Source organism: Actinoplanes sp. KI2, assembly GCF_025630775.1.
Lineage (GTDB): Bacteria > Actinomycetota > Actinomycetes > Mycobacteriales > Micromonosporaceae > Actinoplanes.
In genome coordinates this window covers 106664-125495 of the sequence record NZ_JAOSZE010000005.1, presented here as the reverse complement: position 1 = coordinate 125495, position 18832 = coordinate 106664, and the positions used below count along the sequence as shown (strand labels likewise).

The following is an 18832-nucleotide window of genomic DNA, read 5'->3' as shown; positions in this document are numbered from 1 at the left end:
GCGGAAGAGACCTCCGACAGCCGCACGTCGCTGTGCTCGCTCGACCTCGGGCGTTCACGGCGATGACCCGTGTCTGCCGGAGGTCCTCGTTGATTGTGTCCGCCTGGGTGTGGATCGCCACCCTTGTCGCCCTCGTCGCCGTCCTGGCCGTCGATCTGCTGATCATCGGCCGGCGACCGCACGAACCCTCGATGAAGGAGTCGGGCGCCTGGGTCGCGTTCTACGTCGGCTTGGCGGTTCTCTTCGGGGTCGGCGTCTGGATCGTTGCGGGCGGTAGTTACGCGGGCGAGTTCTACACCGGCTGGCTCACCGAATACTCATTGAGCGTCGACAATCTTTTCGTCTTCGTCATCATCATGGCCCGGTTCGCGGTGCCCCGGCAGTTCCAGCAGAAGGTGCTGCTCATCGGCATCGTGCTGGCGCTGGTGATGCGCGGCCTGTTCATCGCGGCCGGCGCGGCGATGATCACGCAGTTCTCCTGGGTCTTCTACATCTTCGGCGCGTTCCTGGTGTATACCGCGGTGACGCTGCTGAAGGAGGGTGAGGCCGACGCGTCGGACTTCAAGGAGAACGTGCTGATCCGGTGGGCGAAGCGGGCCCTGCCGGTCTCCTCCTCGTTCGGCAGCGGGCGGCTGACCACGGTGACCTCGGCGGGCAAGCGCCTGTTCACCCCGATGCTGATCGTGATGATCGCGATCGGGACCACCGATCTGCTGTTCGCCCTCGACTCGATCCCGGCCATCTTCGGCATCACCAAAGAGCCGTATCTGGTCTTCACCGCGAACGTCTTCGCCCTGATGGGTCTGCGTCAGCTCTACTTCCTGCTCGGCGGCCTGCTCGAGCGCCTGGTCTACCTGAACTACGGCCTCGCCGCGGTGCTGGCCTTCATCGGCGTCAAGCTCTTCTCCGAGGCGCTGCACACCAACACCCTGCCGTTCATCAACGGCGGAGCGGGGGTGGACTGGGCGCCGGAGATCTCGATCTGGCTGAGCCTGCTGATCATCATCGGCACGCTGGCCTTCGCGACGCTGGCCAGCCTGGCGAAGTCGAGCCGCGACCGCAAAAGAGAACTGAACCACGCGAAAGCCTGAGGGTTGGAAAGCTTGAGTGGGCAGCTCAGCCCGGCGGTCGCGGCAAAGGCGCGACCACCGGGAGAGCTCGCGAGGTGAATCGGGTACGGCCTCGATGCGGTTGGGGAGCCCGCCGGGCGTACCTCTGAATGTTTTTAGGCTTGGTGCTTGCGCCGGGCGGCCTGGCGACCGCGGGTCTGCTGGTCGAGGATGACCTTGCGGATGCGGACCGCCGAGGGGGTGACCTCGACGCACTCGTCCTCGCGGCAGAACTCGAGGGCCTGCTCGAGGGAGAGCTTGCGCGGGGGGATCAGCTTCTCCGTCTCGTCGGCGGTCGACGAGCGCATGTTGGTGAGCTTCTTCTCCTTGGTTATGTTGACGTCCATGTCGTCCTGGCGGGAGTTCTCGCCGACGATCATGCCTTCGTAGACCTCGGTGGTGGGCTCGACGAACAGCTGGCCGCGCTCCTGGAGGTTGGTCATCGCGAACGCGGTGACCACGCCGGCCCGGTCGGCCACCAGCGAGCCGTTGCTGCGGGTGCGCAGCTCGCCGAACCAGGGCTCGTAGTCCTCGAAGAGGTGGTGCATGATGCCGGTGCCGCGGGTCTCGGTGAGGAACTCGGTGCGGAAGCCGATCAGGCCGCGCGCCGGGACCAGCCACTCCATCCGCAGCCAGCCGGTGCCGTGGTTGGTGAGCTGCTCCATCCGGCCCTTGCGGGTGGACAGCAGCTGGGTGATCGCGCCCATGAACTCGTCGGGGGCGTCGATGGTGAGGCGCTCGACCGGCTCGTGCACCTTGCCGTCGATGGTCTTGGTGACCACCTGGGGCTTGCCGACGGTGAGCTCGTAGGACTCGCGGCGCATCTGCTCGACCAGGATGGCCAGGGCGAGCTCGCCGCGGCCCTGCACCTCCCACGCGTCGGGGCGGTCGGTCGGGAGCACGCGCAGCGAGACGTTGCCGATCAGCTCGCGGTCGAGGCGGTCCTTGACCATGCGGGCGGTGACCTTGCCGCCCTTGACCTTGCCGACCATCGGCGACGTGTTGGTGCCCAGGACCATCGAGATGGCCGGCTCGTCGACGGTGATCAGGGGCAGGGGCTGCGGGTTCTCCGCGTCGGCCAGGGTCTCGCCGATCATGATGTCGGGGATGCCGGCGATCGCCATGATGTCGCCGGGGCCGGCGCTCTCGGCCGGCTTGCGCTCGAGGCCCTCGGTCATCAGCAGCTCGGAGATGCGCACGTTGGCGATGGTGCCGTCGGTCTTGCACCAGGCGACGGTCTGACCCTTGCGGATCGTGCCCTCGTGTACGCGGCACAGGGCGAGCCGGCCGAGGAACGGCGACGAGTCGAGGTTGACGACGTGGGCCTGCAGCGGCGCGTCCTCGTGGTAGGTCGGCGCCGGGATGGTCTCGAGGATCGTGGTGAACAGGGGCTCGAGGTTCTCGCTGTCCTGCGGGACGGTGCCGTCGGCGGGCTGGCTGAGCGAGGCGATGCCGTCGCGGGCGCAGGCGTAGACGATCGGGAAGTCGATCTGTGACTCGTCCGCATCAAGATCGAAGAAGAGGGCGTACGTGTCGTCCACCACCTCCTTGATCCGGGCGTCGGGCCGGTCCACCTTGTTGATCACCAGGATGATCGGGAGCCGGGCCTGCAGCGCCTTGCGCAGCACGAACCGGGTCTGCGGCAGCGGGCCCTCGGACGCGTCGACCAGCAGCACCACCCCGTCGACCATGGTGAGGCCGCGCTCGACCTCGCCGCCGAAGTCGGCGTGGCCGGGAGTGTCGATGATGTTGATGGTGACCGGGTCGCCGTTGACCGGCTGGTAGCTGATGGCCGTGTTCTTGGCGAGAATGGTGATGCCCTTTTCCCGCTCCAGGTCCATGGAGTCCATGACGCGGTCGGTCATCTCGCCGCGCGCGTGGGACTGTCCGCCTTGCCGGAGCATGGCGTCGACCAGGGTGGTTTTGCCATGGTCGACGTGAGCGATGATGGCGACATTGCGGAGGTCGGTGCGGGTCTGCATGCTCCCATTGTCGCCGGTCTCGGTTGCTGTCGCGGGTGCGGGGTCAATCGACGAACGATGAGCCCTTTGTCCGTTTTGCCGGGCGGCGAACACTGTGCGAAGCCTGTTAGATTTCGCCTCCGGCGTCTAACGGGGAGGTATTTCGTCGATGGGTCTTCGAGCGAAGGTGCTGGCGGCGGCGGTCGCGCTGGTCGTTGCGGCGGGGTGCGGGCTGACCGGCCACGACAAGAACGCGGCGGCCACGCAGCCGAACTCCGGCCCGGTCTGGGACACCGAGCCGCCGTCGGCGGAGCCGACGGTCGACGATCTGGCCGCCGAGTCGCCGACGCCGTCGCCGAGCCCGTCCAAGACGTCGGCGAAGCCGAAGACGAAGGCGACGACCAAGCCGACGCCCACCGGGCCGGTGAACAACTTCCAGCACGCCGACTGCTACCACTACGATGGCAAGGCGGTCTCGAAGAAGTCGGCCAAGGCGGCGCTGAACGCGGCGGCCGCCAAGCACTACTGGCCGACGAGCGCGCCGACCCTGACCGTGTCGTCCGACCTGGTGCGCAGCGTGGCGTGGAACGAGAGCGGCTGGCAGTCCAACATCGTGAACTGCGACGGCGGGTTCGGCCTGATGCAGCTGATGCCGGGCACGGTCGACATGATCAACACGCGGTTCGAGCAGTCCTACGACGTCAGGGACTACAAGCAGAACGCGATCCTCGGCGCCAACTACCTGGCCTGGCTGACCAAGTGGATGGGCGATCATTACTTCAAGAGCGACAACTACAGCTTGAGTACGTCGAAGTGCTCCTCGACCACATCGTGGTGCCTGCTCAACGCCGTGATCGCGGCCTACCACGTCGGGTCCGGCACCGTCGATGCGGCGGCCGCCAGCAAGAAGTTGCCGTCCGCCGACTACGTGAACACGGTGCGCTCGCTGATGAAGTCCTGCTTCTGTGACACCTACTGACGGGTGCGCCCGAGCGTCGCGCTACACTTGCCGGTGGAACCCGGGACCCCCGTTTTGACCCGTCCGGCGACGCGGTAGTAAGGTCCCGGGGTTGTCGTGTGTTGATTTCTAGCTGGCGAGCTGCGTCTTACGGCCCGTGCAGCTCACCTAAAGGAGCCCTACGCAATGCCGCCCAAGAAGAAGACCCATGAGGTAACCCTCGCGCTTGAGGCGGGTAACGCCGCGATGGTCGACCTCGGCAAGATGCTTGGTCCGACCGGGGCCAACATGCGTGCCGTGAAGGTGGAGTACGACGAGGCGACGGCGAAGAACCGTGGCGAGATCATCCCGGTGATCGTGTCGGTCTACGAGGACCGCAGCCACACGCTGGCCTACAAGACCCCGCCGACCAGCTTCCTGATCCGCAAGGCCCTGGGCATCCAGTCCGGCGCGTCGAACCCGTTGACGCAGACCGTCGGCACGCTCAGCGCGCAGCAGATCAAGGAGATCGCGGAGCGCAAGCTCCCCGACCTCAACGCGAACGACCTCGACGCGGCGATCAAGGTCGTCGCCGGCACCGCGCGCTCGATGGGCGTCAAGGTCGCCTGAGCTTTTCGGTGAAAAAGGGGCCCCGCGGGGCCCCTTTTTTCATGCCTTCCCGACGATCTCGTCGATCAGGCCGTACTCCACCGCCTCTTGCGCGGTGAGGGAGCGGCCCGCCTGCAGGTCGTCCTCGATCCGGCTGCGGGTCTGCCCGGTGACCTCGACCAGCCGCAGCACCACCTCTTCCAGCTCGCGCAGGTGCTGCCCGGCGGCGCGGGTCACCTCGTCGGCGGTGCCGGTCACCCCGGCCGCGCGGGGCTCGGTGAGCTTGAACCGGGCGTGCCGGTAGGCGGCGCGCTTGTCGGCGGCCGCGAGCACGGCCACCACGGCGCCGCCGGCCTGGGCGGTGACCAGCGCGTGCACCGGCGCGGTCATCGCGTCGATCACATCGATCACGGCGAGCGCGGCGCCGAGCTCGCCGCCGTCGCTGGCCACGTGCAGCTGGACCGGGGCGGGACCGGCCGTGTCGAGGGTGAGCAGGGCGGCGGCGATGCCGGTGGCGGCCTCGTTGGTGAGCGGGCCGCGCACCATGACGATCCGCTGGTCGAAGAGGCGCTCCTCGAGCCAGCCGGGCAGCGCGGGACCGGCGCCGGGGTGGGATGGCGGCCAGGGCTCGGGGGAGTGGTGCGGGGGCTGGCCCCAGCGCATCGGGTCGTGTCGCAGGTTCACCGAATTACCTCCGATGCCTCTTTCCTGCCAGCGTAGCCAGGGGCGTGCTTGCTTCGGAGGATCTGGCGTGCTTGCTTTGGAGAACGGTGACCAGGGCCACAGGAGGTTGGGTATGTCGGAGACGCTGCAACTGGACCCGGCGAAGACCGCGGTCGTGCTGATCGAGTACCAGAACGAGTTCACCACCGACGGCGGCGTGCTGCACGGCGCGGTGGCGCCGGTCATGGACAAGACCGGGATGCTGGACAAGACCGTGGCGCTGGTCGAGGCCGCCCGCCGGGCCGGCGTGACGATCATGCATGCGCCGATCACGTTCGCGCCGGGCTACGGCGAGCTGTCGCGGCACCCGTACGGCATCTTGAAAGGTGTTGTCGACGGGAACGCCTTCGTGAAGGGGACGTGGGGCGCGGCGATCGTCGACCGGCTGACCCCGGCGGCGGGGGACATCGTGATCGAGGGCAAACGCGGCCTCGACACGTTCGCGAGCACCAACCTCGACTTCATCCTGCGCAGCCGGGGCATCGAGACGGTGATCCTGGGCGGGTTCCTGACGAACTGCTGCGTGGAGTCGACGATGCGCAGCGCGTACGAGAACGGCTATCGGGTGATCACGCTGACCGACTGCACGGCGGCGACCTCGCCCGAGGAGCACGACAACGCGATCGCGTACGACTATCCGATGTTCTCGATCCCGGTCGAGTCGGCGCAGGTGATAGCCGCTCTGTGAGGCCGGTTGGCGGCGGGGCTGAGGGCCTGTTCTACATTGCTTGAATGACCTACATCATCGCCGAGCCCTGTGTCGATGTGCTCGACCGGGCGTGCGTCGAGGAGTGCCCCGTCGACTGCATCTACGAGGGCAACCGGATGCTCTACATCCACCCGGACGAGTGTGTCGACTGCGGCGCGTGCGAGCCGGTCTGCCCGGTCGAGGCGATCTTCTACGAGGACGACGTCCCGGAACAGTGGAAGGACTACACGAACGCGAACTACGAGTTCTTCGAGGATCTCGGTTCGCCCGGCGGCGCGGCGAAGCTTGGCAAGATCGACAAGGATGCCGCGTTCGTGGCGGCGCAGCCCCCGGCCGGCGAGTAGGGCCGGGGGCGGGCGGCGCTAGACGCCGCCGTCGATGGCCGCGGTGGTCAGCGCCTCGGCCTTCAGACCCCACTTGTCGAGGATCTTCACGTACGTGCCGTCGGCGATGATCTCGCGCAGCGCGAGTTGCACGGCGTGGCGCAGGTCGGTGCGGTCCCGGGAGATGCCGATGCCCATGGGGCTGGCCTCCACCTGGACCCCGGCCAGGGCGAAGGCGCCCCCGCCGTCCTTGATCTGGGAGGCGGCGCTGGTGTAGCCGTCGACGACCGCGTCGATCTTGCCTGCCTTCAGCATCGGGTACGTCTCGTCCGACCCGAGCCGCAAGATGGTCGGCTTCTTCCGCCCGGCGGCGGCGCACAGGGCGGCTTGGGCCTGCGCCAGGTCGTCCTGGGTGGTGTCGGCCTGGAGGGCGACACGGCGACCGCAGATGCCGTCGATGCCACTGATGTTGCGCGGGTTACCGCCGGCGACCACGACCTGCGAGCCCTCGACCAGGTAGTCGACGTAGGTGAGCTGCTTCTGCCGCTCCGCGTTGTCGGTCATCGCCGACATGATCGCGTCGGCCTTGCGCCCGGTGACGTTGGGGATCAGGTCGTCCCAGGGGACGTCGCGGAAGTCCAGGCGCAGCTGCAGCCGTTCGGCGATCGCGGTGGCCAGGTCGACGTCGACGCCCACGGGCTTCTTCTGGTCATCGTAGTCCTCGAAGGGCGGGTAGCCGAACTCCGCAGCCACGACGAGAGTCCCGGCCTGGCGCACGTCGGCCGGCACGGCCGCGGCGGCGGAGTCCGCTCCGGTCGGGGCGGCATAGGTGAGGGTGGCGCTGCCGACAACGACGGCAGCCACGACGGCGAACGTCGCGAGGGCTGGCTTGGCGAGCACGTCTCTTCCTTCCCGAGCCTGGTGGAGCGTCCGTTCAATCGACGGCCACGTCATGAAAATGAGGGAATTTCAATCCTCAACTAGTCCTCGCACTCACCGATGCGAAGGGGGATGAACACAGGGGGGATCTCATGCCACGGTTGAGCCTGGGGCGCAAGATCGGCGCGTTGGCCATCGCCGGCCTGGTGCTCGTTCTCGCGGTGGGCGGGATCGGGCTGCTCGCCGCGGCGCGGCAGCAGCAGGCGCAGGAGCGGCTGGTCCGCGCCACCGACGCGGAACGCGCCGACAAGGCGGTCGCCGCCGCGCAGGCCGTTCTCCGTGGCGACGTGCTCGCGGCCATGGTCGCGCGCACCGCCGACCAGCGCCGGGCAGCCCTCGACGGGCTCGGCGGCGACGCCGCGACGCTGCGCGACAGCATCGAGGCGCTGCACGCCGACTCGGCCCCGTCGTCCGTGCGCGCTGCGGCCGAGGGCCTGGACGACAAGGTCGAGACGCTGATCACGCTCAGCCAGCGCCTGGTGAGCCTCGCGAACCTCGGCGTCACCGACCCGTCGCAGGACCGGGCGCGGGCGGCGCTGCCCCAGTTCCAGAAGGCCTCCGACACGCTGATCAGCGCGCTCCGCCCGGTCGAGAAGGCCATCGCGGCCGAGTCGCAGCAGGCGAGCGCCGACGCCGACTCCGTCCAGCGCTCCGCCCGCAACCTGACGATCGTCGCCAGCGCGCTGGCCGCGGTCCTGCTGCTCGGCCCCGCGATGCTGCTGGCCCGGCACATCAGCCGCCGGCTGGCGGACTGCCTGCGGGTGGCGAACGCCATCGCCGAGAAGGACCTGTCGGTGCACCCCCGGATCACCGGCTCGGACGAGCTGACCGAGCTGACCATCGCGATGAGCCGCGCGTCGGAGAACGTCCGCTCGGCGTTCCTCGATCTCGACGAGGCCGCCGCGACCCTCAGCAGCGCCTCCGAGGAGTTGCACGCGACCAGCGCAAGCCTGACCGACGGCGCCCAGGCGACCGTGGCCCGGACCGACACGCTGGCCGCGGCGGCCGGGACGGTGCACGACGTGGTCGGCTCGGCCGCCGGCGGCATCGGCCGGATCAGCTCCTCGATCGACGAGATCGCCGCGCGTACCACCGACGCCCGGCGGATCACCGCCGACGCGGCGGCGGCCGCGGCGACCTCCGGCCGGCTCGCCGAGCAGCTGGACACCTCGAGCGCCGAGATCGGCGACGTGGTGAAGCTGATCAACTCGATCGCCGAGCAGACCAACCTGCTGGCCCTCAACGCCACCATCGAGGCCGCCCGGGCCGGGGACTACGGCAAGGGCTTCGCGGTGGTCGCCGGGGAGGTCAAGGACCTGGCCCGGGAGACCGCCGCGGCGACCGAGGACATCTCCCGGCGGATCGAGGCGATCCAGCACGACTCGCAGGCGATGCGCCGTGCCACGGCCGAGGTGACCCGCATCGTCGGTGACATCAACGGCACCCAGGACGTCATCGGCGTCGCGGTCGACGACCAGGGCCGCGCCACGATCGACATCACCGACAGCGTGTCCCGCGCCGTCACGGCGGTCGACGGGATCTCCAGCGAGCTCCAGGCCGTGATGCAGGACGCCTCGCTGACCCGGGTCGGTGCGGGCGAGACCCAGAACGCGGCGACCGATCTGGCCCGGCTTGCGGGGCAGTTGCGCAACCTCGTCCGGGAGTTCCGCCTCGACTGATTCCCGAGGCGGCGTCATCAGCCTCGGCCCGTACGAGGATCTTCGGAAGGTGTTGACAGGCGTGCTGGTCGTCCGGGTGGTGGTCGCGCTGGTGCTCGCGTACCTCGGGGCGCTTTTCGCCTTCGGCGGCTACCTCGCGATGATGTGGCAGATCCACCCGTGGCCGGGGGGACACAGGTCAACGCCCGGCGCCGTGACGTTCGGCTTGCTGATGGCGGCGCTCGTCGTCGCTCCCATGGTCGCGTGGTGGTTCCTCGTGCCCCGCGCCCGATGGTGGGGTATCCCGGTCACTGCACTGTGCGCCGCCGCTACCTTCGCCGCGTTCTCGTCGAATATCTGATCGACGCCGAACCATCCGCTCATCGGAAAGACCGTCCGCTCATCGGAAAGGCAGCGAGAAGTAGATGGGCCTGGCTGACACGTTGCGACGATTCTTCGGTCAGATGGGCGCGGTGTCCGAGATGGCGCGCGCCGACCTGGTGGCCGCAATCGTGCCGGCCGACGCCCGGTACGTCACGGTGGGGCCGGTCGCGGTCCTGCCGGACGTACGGTTGTTCCATCACGGCGAGCCGGGTCAGGCCCGCCGTGGCACCGACCTGGGGTACCTGCCGGCGAGTTTCCGGCAGGAGATCGCATTGCTGGTCCTGACCGCCGATCGTCTCCTACTGGTGGAGCGGACGGGGCCGCGGTGGTCCCGGGAGCTCGGCCGGATCACCGATCTGGACGGCCGTCGCCGCAGCGGCTTTCTGGTCTTCACGACGGCGAGCGACGGACTAGCGGTCGGCACCCAGACGCCGGTGCAGATTCCGGCGGGGGCTGGGTTCCAGACCGTGCGCGGGATGACCAACCTGTTCAGCGGGTGGGACGAGCGGCTGACGCCGTACGGAATCAACCGGCATTTCTGAGCGGGCAGCATCCCCGCCAGTGCCCGCTTGAGTGGTCACCTGGCCGCTGGTTGGGTGGGCAGGGTGACCGGCCGGTCACCAGCCGCGGGCTCGCCACTCCGGCAGGTGGGGGCGCTCGGCGCCGAGCGTCGAGTCCTTGCCGTGGCCCGGGTAGAACCAGGTGTCGTCCGGGAGGCGGTCGAAGAGTTTGCGCTCGACGTCGTCGATCAGGGCCGCGAAGTTCTCCTTGTCGCCGTGCGTGGTGCCCACGCCGCCCGGGAACAGCCACGAACCGGGCAGCCGGACGTTTGCTCGGACTGCTTGCGTCACTCCGCCACGGGCCTCGTGAAGAAAGGTGGGTGCAAGCCGCCCGGTAGGCTAAAGTCTAGACTGTCTAGACATGGAGGTGTTCCCCGTGCGGTGGCAGATGCAAGAAGCCAAGCAACGCTTCAGCGAGGTGCTGCGCGCTGCGGAGGCGGGTGAGCCGCAGATTGTCACGAAGCACGGCGCGGAGGTCGCCGTGGTCATCGACATCGCGGAATACCGACGGCTCCGAGGCGAGCAGGTCGGCCTGATGGAGTACCTGCGTGTCGACACCCTCGATGATGTCGACCTCGATGCCGAGATCGACCGTCCGCGTGAGCAACCACGTGACATCGATCTGGCCGGATGACCGTGGCGTACCTACTTGATACGAATGTCGTCTCCGAGCTCCGCAAGACCGCGCCACACCCCCGCGTCGCGAAGTGGCACGCCGACCACTCCCACGCCGATGTCTATCTCAGCACGTTGGTCATCGGCGAGATCAGGCGCGGCATCGGCCGGCTTCGGCCACGTGACCCCAAGCAGGCCGACGTCTTGGAACGCTGGCTTTCCGGGCTGACGGCCGCGTACCGGGAACGCCTTTTACCCGTGACAGTGCAGGTCGCCGAGGAGTGGGGCCGGATGAGCGCCACGAATGAGCCGCCGCCGGTCATCGATGGCCTGATGGCCGCGACGGCAAGTGTTCACCGGCTGACGTTGGTCACCGGTAACGTCGCTGACGTCGCTCGAACCGGCGTCCCGCTGGTCAACCCCTTCGATTGAGGGACGGCCAGAACCCGATGATCTCCATGCGGCCGTGGAGCGCATCATGATCAACGGTCATCTGGCCGCTATATCAGTGGTCATCTGGCCGCTAGTTCGGTGGTCATCTGGCCGGCGGTCGGGTGGGCAGATGGACGGCTGCTCACCAGCCGCGGGCGCGCCACTCCGCGAGGTGGGGGCGCTCGGCGCCGAGCGTCGAGTCCTTGCCGTGGCCCGGGTAGAACCAGGTGTCGTCCGGGAGGCGGTCGAAGAGTTTGCGCTCGACGTCGTCGATCAGGGACGCGAAGTTTTCCTTGTCGCCGTGCGTGTTGCCCACGCCGCCCGGGAACAGGCTGTCGCCGGTCCACAGGTGGCCGTGGCCGTTCGGGTCCTGGTAGAGCAGAGCGATCGAGCCCGGCGTGTGTCCGACCAGGTGGATCACCTCGAGGGAGCAGTCGCCGACGGTGACCGTGTCGCCCTCGGCCAGCGTGGCGGTGACCACCGGGATCTCGCCGGCGTCGTCGGCGTGTGCCAGCGAGCGGGCGCCGGTCGCCGAGACCACGTCCTCGAGGGCCTGCCAGTGGTCGCCGTGCCGGTGGGTGGTGACCACCGTGGCCAGGCCGGCGTCGCCGATCAGGGCCAGCAGCGTCTCGTCGTCGTTGGCCGCGTCGATCAGCAGCTGGTCGTCGCCGCAGCGCAGCAGGTACGCGTTGTTGTCCATCGGGCCGACCGAGACCTTCGTGATGGTCAGGTGGTCGAGCGTGCGGACGGCGGGCGCGCCGCCGCGGGAGACGTCTCCGGTGTAGGCCATGGTCACTTCCACCTCGCTGGGGTAGGGAGCTCGCCGTCCGGCGAGACGGTCAGGTCGGCGCCGTCGCCGCGGCCGGACAGCCAGGCGGCGAGGGACTTGGTCGGGCCGCCCACGACCGGCGGGTCGTCCGCCGTGCCGATGGTCAGCGGGTGGTCGATGCCGTACGGGCGCAGGATCATCGGCGGGAAGTCGGTGCTCGCGGTGGTGACGATCTCGCGGAGCAGACGCAGCGCGAACGCGTCGGACCAGTCCGCGGGGGTGTAGCCCTGGCCGAGGTCGACGTGGTGCACCTCGACCTCGCGCAGCCGGGCCCACGGCACCCCGGCGGCCGGCAGCTTGATCGAGTCCAGCTGGAAGGTCCATGCCTGGGCCGGCATCGCGGCGCCCGCGTCGGCGAACCGCTCGTGCGCGGCCCGGATGTCCGCGAGCTGTTCGCGCAGCGGACGCCCGGCGCCCTCGGCGATCGCCGCCTCGCGCGCCGCCGGCGACGCGTAGGCCGGCGTCTCCACGCCGGTGCGGGCCCAGGTCAGCAGATTCGTGTACGCGTCGGCGTTGCGCGCGATGTGCGTCAGCACGTGCCCGACCGTCCAGCCGGGCAGCAGCGACGGCGCCGACACCACCGCCGGGTCGAGGTCCGCGGCGGCGCGCAGCAGGTTGTCGGTGGCCCGGTCGACATCGGTGAGCAGAACGAGCGGATCCATCGTCACGTGCCAAACCCTATCGGTACGGCGGGGGAGGGGCTCGGGTTCGCCGAGCGGCACGGAATTCGCTTTCGCCAAAGTAGCCCACGACCTACCGTCGATCGCAGACGCGCCGGTCCGACCCGCGGAGGAGGTGGGGAACGTGCCGTTACTCGTTTTCGCGTCCCTTCACCCGGAGGTCGACGCCTGACCGCCCGGCCAGGCGCCCTCCCGTCCCGCAAAGGGTTCCCATGTCGCAAGACCTGTCCCGGCTCGGCTGGGACGACTCCCTCGCATCCTCGTACCGTCCCTTCGACCGTCCCGACGCCGAACCGGCCCGGGTGCTGCGGGCCGACCGTGGTGTCTGCACCGTGCTCGGCGAGTCGGGTGTCACCCGGGCCAGCCTGGCCGGCAGCCTTCTGCTCGCCGCCGCGAACGACCCGGTCAAGTTGCCCTGCGCCGGCGACTGGGTGGTCACCCGCCGCTGGCCCGATCGCCGGGTCACGCTGGAGGCGGTGCTGCCCCGGCGTACCGCGTTGATCCGCCGCACCTCCGACAAGGACGCCACCGGCCAGTTACTGGCCGCCAACATGGACACGGTCGCGGTGGTCGAGCCGATCCACCCCGAGCCCGACGACGCCCGGATCGAGCGGCTGCTGGCGCTGGCCTGGGAGTCCGGGGCGAAGCCCGTGCTGGTGCTGAGCAAGGCCGACACGTCCGCCGACCCGGAGGCGGTGGCCCGGCAGTTCGCCGAGCTCGCGCCGGGGGTGCCGGTTGTTCTGCTGAGCGTGCGCGGCCGGAAAGGCATAGACCAGATTCGGGGGTACGCCGAGGGCGGACGCACCCTGGCCCTGCTGGGCCGTTCCGGGGCCGGCAAGTCGACCCTGGTCAACGCCCTGGCCGGCGCGGCGGTGATGCCGGTGCAGGCGATCCGGGACGCGGACGGCAAGGGCCGGCACACCACCGCGTACCGCAATCTCGTGCCGCTGCCCGGCGGCGGCGCGGTGCTGGACACCCCGGGTATCCGCGGTGTCGGCCTGCTGGACACGGCCGAGGGCCTGGACCGGGCCTTCGCCGACATCGCCGAGCTGGCCGCGCACTGTCGGTACGGCGACTGCCGGCACGGCGCCGAGCCGGGCTGTGCGGTCGCCGCGGCCCTGGAGAACGGGTCGCTCTCGGCCCGCCGGCTGGCCAGTTGGCGCAAGCTGCGGCACGAGGTCGAGGTGGAGTCGGCCCGGCAGCGGGCCCGGCAGGCCGCGGCCGGCGGTCACCGGCATCGTCGCGGCTGAATTGGCAGCGTGGTGAAGGCTCTTCGCGGCTGAATTGGCAGCCCCGTGAGGGGCTCTGCCAGAATGCAGCGATGCGCGCGGTGGACGAGGTGGTCGAGCAGCCGGCGACCCCCGAGGCTCCGACGCCGCCGGCGGTCGCCCGGCGCGGCCGTGCCGATCTGTGGGCGCCGCTGAGCTACCTGGCGATCGCCGTGCTGGTCCTGCTCCAGCTCTGGCTGGACCCGAGCGGCAAGGTGCTGGCCAGCAACAAGGACGACCACGGCTTCTTCATGTACGTGTTCGCGCACGGCGAGCGGGTGCTGTTCCACGGCGCGAACCCGCTGTTCGACGACCGGATGAACGTGCCGGACGGCGTGAACATGATGGCCAACACGTCGGTGCTGGCGATCACGATCCCGTTCGCGCCGATCACCCACTTGCTCGGTCCCGGCGTCGCCGTGGTGCTGGCGCTCACCCTGGGCCTGTTCGGCACCGCCACGGCCTGGTACTGGGTGCTCTCCCGGCATCTGGTGACGAGCCGGGTCGCGGCCTGGATCGGCGGCCTGTGGTGCGGGTTCGCGCCGGCCCTGGTGTCGCACGCGAACGCGCATGTGAACTTCGTGAGCCAGTATGTGACCCCGTTCATCGTCTGGCAGGTGCTGCGGCTGCGCGAGCCGGGCCGGGCGGTCCGCGGCGGGATCATCCTGGGGCTGCTGGTCGCGCTGCAGGTCTTCATCAACGAGGAGACGCTGCTTTTCACCGCGCTTGCGCTCGGCGTCTTCGTCATCGCGTACGCGATCATGGCTCCCCGGCAGGCGAAGCGTGCGGCGCGGCACGTGCTGGCCGGCCTCGGCGTCGCGGTGGCCACCGCCGGCGCGCTGCTGGCGTATCCGCTGTACTTCCAGTTCACCGGCCCGGGCAGCTATCACGGGCAGCCGTTCCTGCCGGACAAGTACTCGACCGATCTGCTGTCGATCGGCGCGTTCGCCCGGCAGTCGGTGGCCGGCAACGCCTGGCTGACCCGGCACATGAGCGTGAGCGGCACCGAGGACAACACGTTCTTCGGTCCGGTCGGCCTCGTGATGATCGTGGTGTCGGTGGTGGTGCTGTGGCGCACCGTGGCGGCCCGCGCCGCGGCGATCGCCGGCCTGACGCTGCTGATCGTCTCGATGGGCCCGACGCTCAAGATCTTCAACCACGAGACCGCGGTCCCACTGCCGTTCGGGCTGGTCAGCCACCTGCCGATCATCAATCTGGTGAGTGTGACCCGGTTCGCGATGGTGGCCGCCACGATCTCCGGCGTGCTGCTCGCGCTGGCCGCCGACCGGGCCCGCGAGTGGCCGGCCGGCCGGCGCCGCACCTGGTTCCGGGTCGGGCTGGTGCTCGCGCTGGTGCCGCTCGCGCCCAAGCCGCTGCCGACCGTCGCGGGCGATCCGCTGCCGGCCTTCCTGACCCAGGGGACCTGGCGGCCGTACGTGGCCGGGGACCGCACCCTGGTCACCGTGCCGCTGCCCGAGGTCACCACCGGCCGCGGCGGGATGCGCTGGGCGGCGCTGACCAACCTCGAGTACTCCTCGCCGCGCGGCTACTTCATGGGCCCGGCCAACCCGCCGGCCGACCGCACCGGCTCGTGGAACGCGCCCAGCCGGTTCACCTCGCACCTGCTGTGGCGGGTTCGCGAGTACGGCGTGCCGGCCCGGCTCACCGGCGACGAACGGCAGCGGATCAGGCAGGATCTGATCTTCTGGCGGGCCGGCGCCGTCGTGCTCATCCCGGGCAGCCGCAACGGCGACGCGCTGCTGGCCACGCTGACCGACGCGCTCGGCGAGCCGCAGCAGATCGGCGGGGTGGACGTCTGGGACATGCGAGCGTTGCCGATTCCCTCCACGGAGTGAGGATGTCCGCGCGAAGTGCGGGAATGTGCAGGATGTGACAGGCGCTGCACCCATGCGGGCCGGTTCCGGCGAAAACTTGTCGTACCCCATCGCTAGAGTGGCCGCGGCTCTTTCAAACACATGTACGGAGAGGCTGGCTGGTGGCCGACCGTTTGATCATTCGAGGCGCGCGCGAGCACAACCTGCGCGACGTCAACCTCGACCTGCCCCGCGACGCGATGATCGTCTTCACCGGGTTGTCCGGTTCGGGCAAGTCCAGCCTCGCGTTCGACACGATCTTCGCGGAGGGCCAGCGGCGCTACGTCGAGTCCCTGTCGTCGTATGCTCGGCAGTTCCTCGGCCAGATGGACAAACCCGACGTCGACTTCATCGAGGGCCTGTCCCCGGCGGTGTCGATCGACCAGAAGTCGACCTCGCGCAACCCGCGCTCGACGGTCGGCACCATCACCGAGGTCTACGACTACCTTCGCCTGCTGTTCGCCCGCACCGGCATCCCGCACTGCCCGGTCTGCGGCGAGCGGATCAGCAAGCAGACGCCGCAGCAGATCGTCGACCGGGTGCTCGCGATGGACGAGGGCACCCGCTTCATGGTGCTGGCCCCGGTGATCCGCGGCCGCAAGGGTGAGTATGTCGACCTGTTCGCCGAGCTCCAGTCCAAGGGGTACGCGCGGGCCCGGGTCGACGGCGTGGTGCACCCGCTGACCGAGCCGCCGAAGCTGAAGAAGCAGGAGAAGCACACCATCGAGGTGGTGATCGACCGGCTCAGCGTCAAGGCGTCCAGCAAGCAGCGCCTGACCGACTCGGTCGAGGCCGCGCTGGGCCTGGCCGGCGGCATCGTGCTGCTCGACTTCGTCGACCTGCCGGAGGACGATCCCGGCCGCGAGCGCCGCTTCTCCGAGCACCTGGCCTGTCCGAACGATCACCCGCTGGCGATCGAGGACCTCGAGCCCCGGGTCTTCTCCTTCAACGCGCCGTACGGCGCCTGCCCCGAGTGCACCGGCCTGGGGACGAAGAAGGAGGTCGACCCCGAGCTGATCATCCCGGATGCCGAGCGCAGCATCCGCGAGGGCGCGATCCAGCCGTGGGCCGGCGGCCAGACCATGGAGTACTTCCTGCGCCTGCTCGAGGCCCTTGCCGAGGCGGAGAAGTTCTCGGTCGACACCCCGTGGCGGGCGCTGCCGGCCCGCGCGCAGAAGACGATCCTGTACGGGTCGGAGGACCAGGTCCACGTCCGCTACCGCAACAAGTACGGCCGCGAGCGCTCCTACTACACCGGCTTCGAGGGCGTGGTGCAGTGGATCGAGCGGCGGCACAACGACACCGAGAGCGACTGGTCCCGGGACAAGTACGAGGGCTACATGCGCGACGTGCCGTGCCCGGTCTGCGGCGGCACCCGGCTCAAGCCCGAGGTGCTCGCGGTGACCATCGCCGGCAAGAGCATCGCCGAGGTCTGCAACCTGTCGGTGGGCGACTGCGCCGAGCTGCTGTCGACGATCGAGCTCGACGACCGGCAGAAGATGATCGCCGAGCGGGTGCTCAAGGAGATCAACGCCCGGCTGCGGTTCCTGGTCGACGTCGGTCTCGACTACCTGTCGCTGGACCGCGGCGCCGGCACCCTCTCCGGCGGCGAGGCGCAGCGCATCCGGCTGGCCACCCAGATCGGCTCCGGCCTGGTCGGCGTGCTGTACGTGCTGGACGAGCCGTCGATCGGCCTGCACCAGCGGGACAACCACCGGCTGATCGAGACCCTGGTCCGGCTGAAGAAGCTGGGCAACACGCTGATCGTGGTGGAGCACGACGAGGACACGATCCGCACCGCCGACTGGATCGTCGACATCGGGCCGGGCGCCGGCGAGCACGGCGGCCACATCGTGCACAGCGGCTCGGTCGAGGGCCTGCTGGCGAACAAGCAGTCGCCGACCGGGGCTTACCTTTCCGGCCGCAAGTCGATCCCGACGCCGCGCACCCGGCGGCCGCAGACCGCGGGCCGCGAGCTGGTGGTGCAGGGCGCGCGCGAGCACAACCTGCGCAACCTGACCGTCGACTTCCCGCTCGGGCAGTTCATCGCGGTCACCGGGGTCAGCGGCTCGGGCAAGTCGACGCTGGTCAACGACATCCTGTACACGGTGCTGGCCAACCAGGTGAACGGCGCCCGGATGGTGCCCGGTCGGCACACCCGGATCACCGGCCTGGAGCACGTCGACAAGGTGGTGGGCGTCGACCAGTCGCCGATCGGGCGCACCCCCCGGTCCAACCCGGCCACCTACACCGGCGTCTTCGACAGCATCCGCAAGCTGTTCGCCGAGACCACCGAGGCCAAGGTCCGCGGGTACGGTCCGGGCCGGTTCTCGTTCAACGTCAAGGGCGGCCGGTGCGAGAACTGCGCCGGCGACGGCACCATCAAGATCGAGATGAACTTCCTGCCCGACGTGTACGTCCCGTGCGAGGTCTGCAAGGGCGCCCGGTACAACCGGGAGACCCTGGAGGTGCACTACAAGGGCAAGACGATCTCCGAGGTGCTGGAGATGCCGATCGAGGAGGCGTCCGGTTTCTTCGAGGCGATCCCGGCGATCTACCGCCACCTCAAGACCCTGGTCGACGTCGGCCTCGGCTACGTCCGGCTCGGCCAGCCCGCGCCGACCCTGTCCGGCGGCGAGGCACAGCGCGTGAAGCTCGCCTCCGAGCTGCAGAAGCGGTCCACCGGCCGCACGGTCTACGTGCTCGACGAGCCGACCACCGGCCTGCACTTCGAGGACATCCGTAAGCTGCTGCTGGTGCTCAACGGCCTGGTCGACAAGGGCAACACGGTGATCACCATCGAGCACAACCTCGATGTGATCAAGAACGCCGACTGGATCATCGACATGGGCCCCGAGGGCGGCAGCAAGGGCGGCCTGGTGCTGGCCACCGGCCGGCCCGAGGAGGTGGCCGAGGTGCCGGAGAGCCACACCGGCCAGTTCCTGCGGCACTCGCTGGCGCTGACCGGCGAGCCGGCCGGGGCGCCGGCGGCGACGGCCCGCGCGGCGAAGGCGAACGGGACCGCGGCGGCCAAGAAGGCGACCGCGGCGGCGGCGAAACCCCGCTCGACGCGTGGCCGGGCGAAGGCTACGGTCTGATGTCCCAGCAGAGTCACAGGTGACTCATAGCAACGGCATTCGTTTGGCTTCCTAGGCTCTGCCGGGTGCGATGCCGCGGGTAACGACGCGGCAAACGCGCCGGGCAAAGGCGCCCAGAAGCGGA

18 protein-coding genes and 1 pseudogene are annotated in these 18832 nt (G+C 69.5%); 13 read left to right on the top strand and 6 right to left on the bottom strand.

Annotated features, from left to right (window positions below):
* Positions 1 to 62 precede the first annotated feature (62 nt).
* Positions 63 to 1091, top strand: coding sequence for a TerC family protein (locus ODJ79_RS07040; RefSeq protein ID WP_411267270.1), 1029 nt, complete (start codon positions 63 to 65; stop codon positions 1089 to 1091).
* A gap of 134 nt (positions 1092 to 1225) precedes the next feature.
* On the opposite strand, the gene typA is transcribed toward ODJ79_RS07040, so the two are convergent.
* A complete protein-coding gene (typA, locus tag ODJ79_RS07035; RefSeq protein ID WP_263022488.1) occupies positions 1226 to 3091 on the bottom strand; it encodes a translational GTPase TypA in 1866 nt (621 codons plus the stop codon).
* A 148-nt stretch (positions 3092 to 3239) separates the two neighbouring features.
* Here typA and ODJ79_RS07030 point away from each other — a divergent pair, with 148 nt between their 5' ends.
* Together ODJ79_RS07030 and ODJ79_RS07025 are read left to right on the top strand one after the other, a co-directional pair.
* Entirely contained in the window at positions 3240 to 4049 is an 810-nt protein-coding gene (locus ODJ79_RS07030; protein WP_263022487.1) for a lytic transglycosylase domain-containing protein, read from the top strand.
* A gap of 165 nt (positions 4050 to 4214) precedes the next feature.
* A complete protein-coding gene (locus ODJ79_RS07025) occupies positions 4215 to 4637 on the top strand; it encodes an uL11 family ribosomal protein (RefSeq protein ID WP_263022486.1) in 423 nt (140 codons plus the stop codon).
* 39 nt (positions 4638 to 4676) lie between these two features.
* Here ODJ79_RS07025 and ODJ79_RS07020 read toward each other — a convergent pair whose 3' ends face one another.
* Positions 4677 to 5300, bottom strand: coding sequence for an ATP-dependent Clp protease proteolytic subunit (locus ODJ79_RS07020; RefSeq protein ID WP_263022485.1), 624 nt, complete (start codon positions 5298 to 5300; stop codon positions 4677 to 4679).
* Positions 5301 to 5412: 112 nt separating this feature from the next.
* Here ODJ79_RS07020 and ODJ79_RS07015 point away from each other — a divergent pair, with 112 nt between their 5' ends.
* Together ODJ79_RS07015 and fdxA are read left to right on the top strand one after the other, a co-directional pair.
* On the top strand, positions 5413 to 6027 hold the full coding sequence (locus ODJ79_RS07015; RefSeq protein ID WP_263022484.1) for a cysteine hydrolase family protein: 615 nt from the start codon (positions 5413 to 5415) through the stop codon (positions 6025 to 6027).
* Between the two features lie 44 nt (positions 6028 to 6071).
* A complete protein-coding gene (gene fdxA / locus ODJ79_RS07010; protein ID WP_263022483.1) occupies positions 6072 to 6392 on the top strand; it encodes a ferredoxin in 321 nt (106 codons plus the stop codon).
* 18 nt (positions 6393 to 6410) lie between these two features.
* Here the strand turns inward: fdxA and ODJ79_RS07005 are convergent, their stop codons facing one another.
* The gene (locus ODJ79_RS07005) at positions 6411 to 7271 is read right to left on the bottom strand and encodes an ABC transporter substrate-binding protein (protein WP_263022482.1); all 861 of its coding nucleotides are present in this window, start codon (positions 7269 to 7271) and stop codon (positions 6411 to 6413) included.
* Between the two features lie 131 nt (positions 7272 to 7402).
* Here ODJ79_RS07005 and ODJ79_RS07000 point away from each other — a divergent pair, with 131 nt between their 5' ends.
* The 3 genes from ODJ79_RS07000 to ODJ79_RS06990 all read left to right on the top strand — a co-directional run bounded on the left by ODJ79_RS07000 (position 7403) and on the right by ODJ79_RS06990 (position 9894).
* On the top strand, positions 7403 to 8989 hold the full coding sequence (locus tag ODJ79_RS07000) for a methyl-accepting chemotaxis protein (protein WP_263022481.1): 1587 nt from the start codon (positions 7403 to 7405) through the stop codon (positions 8987 to 8989).
* A 61-nt stretch (positions 8990 to 9050) separates the two neighbouring features.
* Entirely contained in the window at positions 9051 to 9329 is a 279-nt protein-coding gene (locus tag ODJ79_RS06995) for a hypothetical protein (RefSeq protein WP_263022480.1), read from the top strand.
* Positions 9330 to 9393: 64 nt separating this feature from the next.
* Positions 9394 to 9894 (top strand): hypothetical protein, encoded by a 501-nt coding sequence (locus tag ODJ79_RS06990; RefSeq protein WP_263022479.1) that lies wholly within the window; start codon positions 9394 to 9396, stop codon positions 9892 to 9894.
* 75 nt (positions 9895 to 9969) lie between these two features.
* On the opposite strand, the pseudogene ODJ79_RS06985 reads toward ODJ79_RS06990, so the two are convergent.
* Positions 9970 to 10167 (bottom strand): annotated as a pseudogene (locus ODJ79_RS06985) (MBL fold metallo-hydrolase); the annotation flags it as partial.
* A gap of 106 nt (positions 10168 to 10273) precedes the next feature.
* On the opposite strand from ODJ79_RS06985, the gene ODJ79_RS06980 reads away from it, so the two are divergent.
* Both ODJ79_RS06980 and ODJ79_RS06975 read left to right on the top strand, forming a co-directional pair.
* On the top strand, positions 10274 to 10546 hold the full coding sequence (locus ODJ79_RS06980; RefSeq protein ID WP_263022478.1) for a type II toxin-antitoxin system Phd/YefM family antitoxin: 273 nt from the start codon (positions 10274 to 10276) through the stop codon (positions 10544 to 10546).
* Positions 10543 to 10959: a type II toxin-antitoxin system VapC family toxin gene (locus ODJ79_RS06975; RefSeq protein WP_263022477.1), complete on the top strand. Its 417-nt coding sequence runs from the start codon at positions 10543 to 10545 to the stop codon at positions 10957 to 10959. The genes ODJ79_RS06980 and ODJ79_RS06975 overlap by 4 nt, the downstream gene beginning before the upstream one ends.
* Positions 10960 to 11101: 142 nt before the next feature.
* On the opposite strand, the gene ODJ79_RS06970 is transcribed toward ODJ79_RS06975, so the two are convergent.
* On the bottom strand, positions 11102 to 11749 hold the full coding sequence (locus ODJ79_RS06970) for an MBL fold metallo-hydrolase (RefSeq protein ID WP_263022476.1): 648 nt from the start codon (positions 11747 to 11749) through the stop codon (positions 11102 to 11104).
* Positions 11750 to 11751: 2 nt separating this feature from the next.
* On the bottom strand, positions 11752 to 12456 hold the full coding sequence (locus tag ODJ79_RS06965) for a maleylpyruvate isomerase family mycothiol-dependent enzyme (protein WP_263022475.1): 705 nt from the start codon (positions 12454 to 12456) through the stop codon (positions 11752 to 11754).
* A gap of 224 nt (positions 12457 to 12680) precedes the next feature.
* On the opposite strand from ODJ79_RS06965, the gene rsgA reads away from it, so the two are divergent.
* The 3 genes from rsgA to uvrA all read left to right on the top strand — a co-directional run bounded on the left by rsgA (position 12681) and on the right by uvrA (position 18708).
* Positions 12681 to 13718: a ribosome small subunit-dependent GTPase A gene (gene rsgA / locus ODJ79_RS06960; RefSeq protein ID WP_263022474.1), complete on the top strand. Its 1038-nt coding sequence runs from the start codon at positions 12681 to 12683 to the stop codon at positions 13716 to 13718.
* 71 nt (positions 13719 to 13789) lie between these two features.
* Entirely contained in the window at positions 13790 to 15592 is a 1803-nt protein-coding gene (locus ODJ79_RS06955; protein WP_263022473.1) for a hypothetical protein, read from the top strand.
* A gap of 140 nt (positions 15593 to 15732) precedes the next feature.
* Positions 15733 to 18708: an excinuclease ABC subunit UvrA gene (uvrA, locus tag ODJ79_RS06950; protein ID WP_263022472.1), complete on the top strand. Its 2976-nt coding sequence runs from the start codon at positions 15733 to 15735 to the stop codon at positions 18706 to 18708.
* Positions 18709 to 18832: the final 124 nt, after the last annotated feature.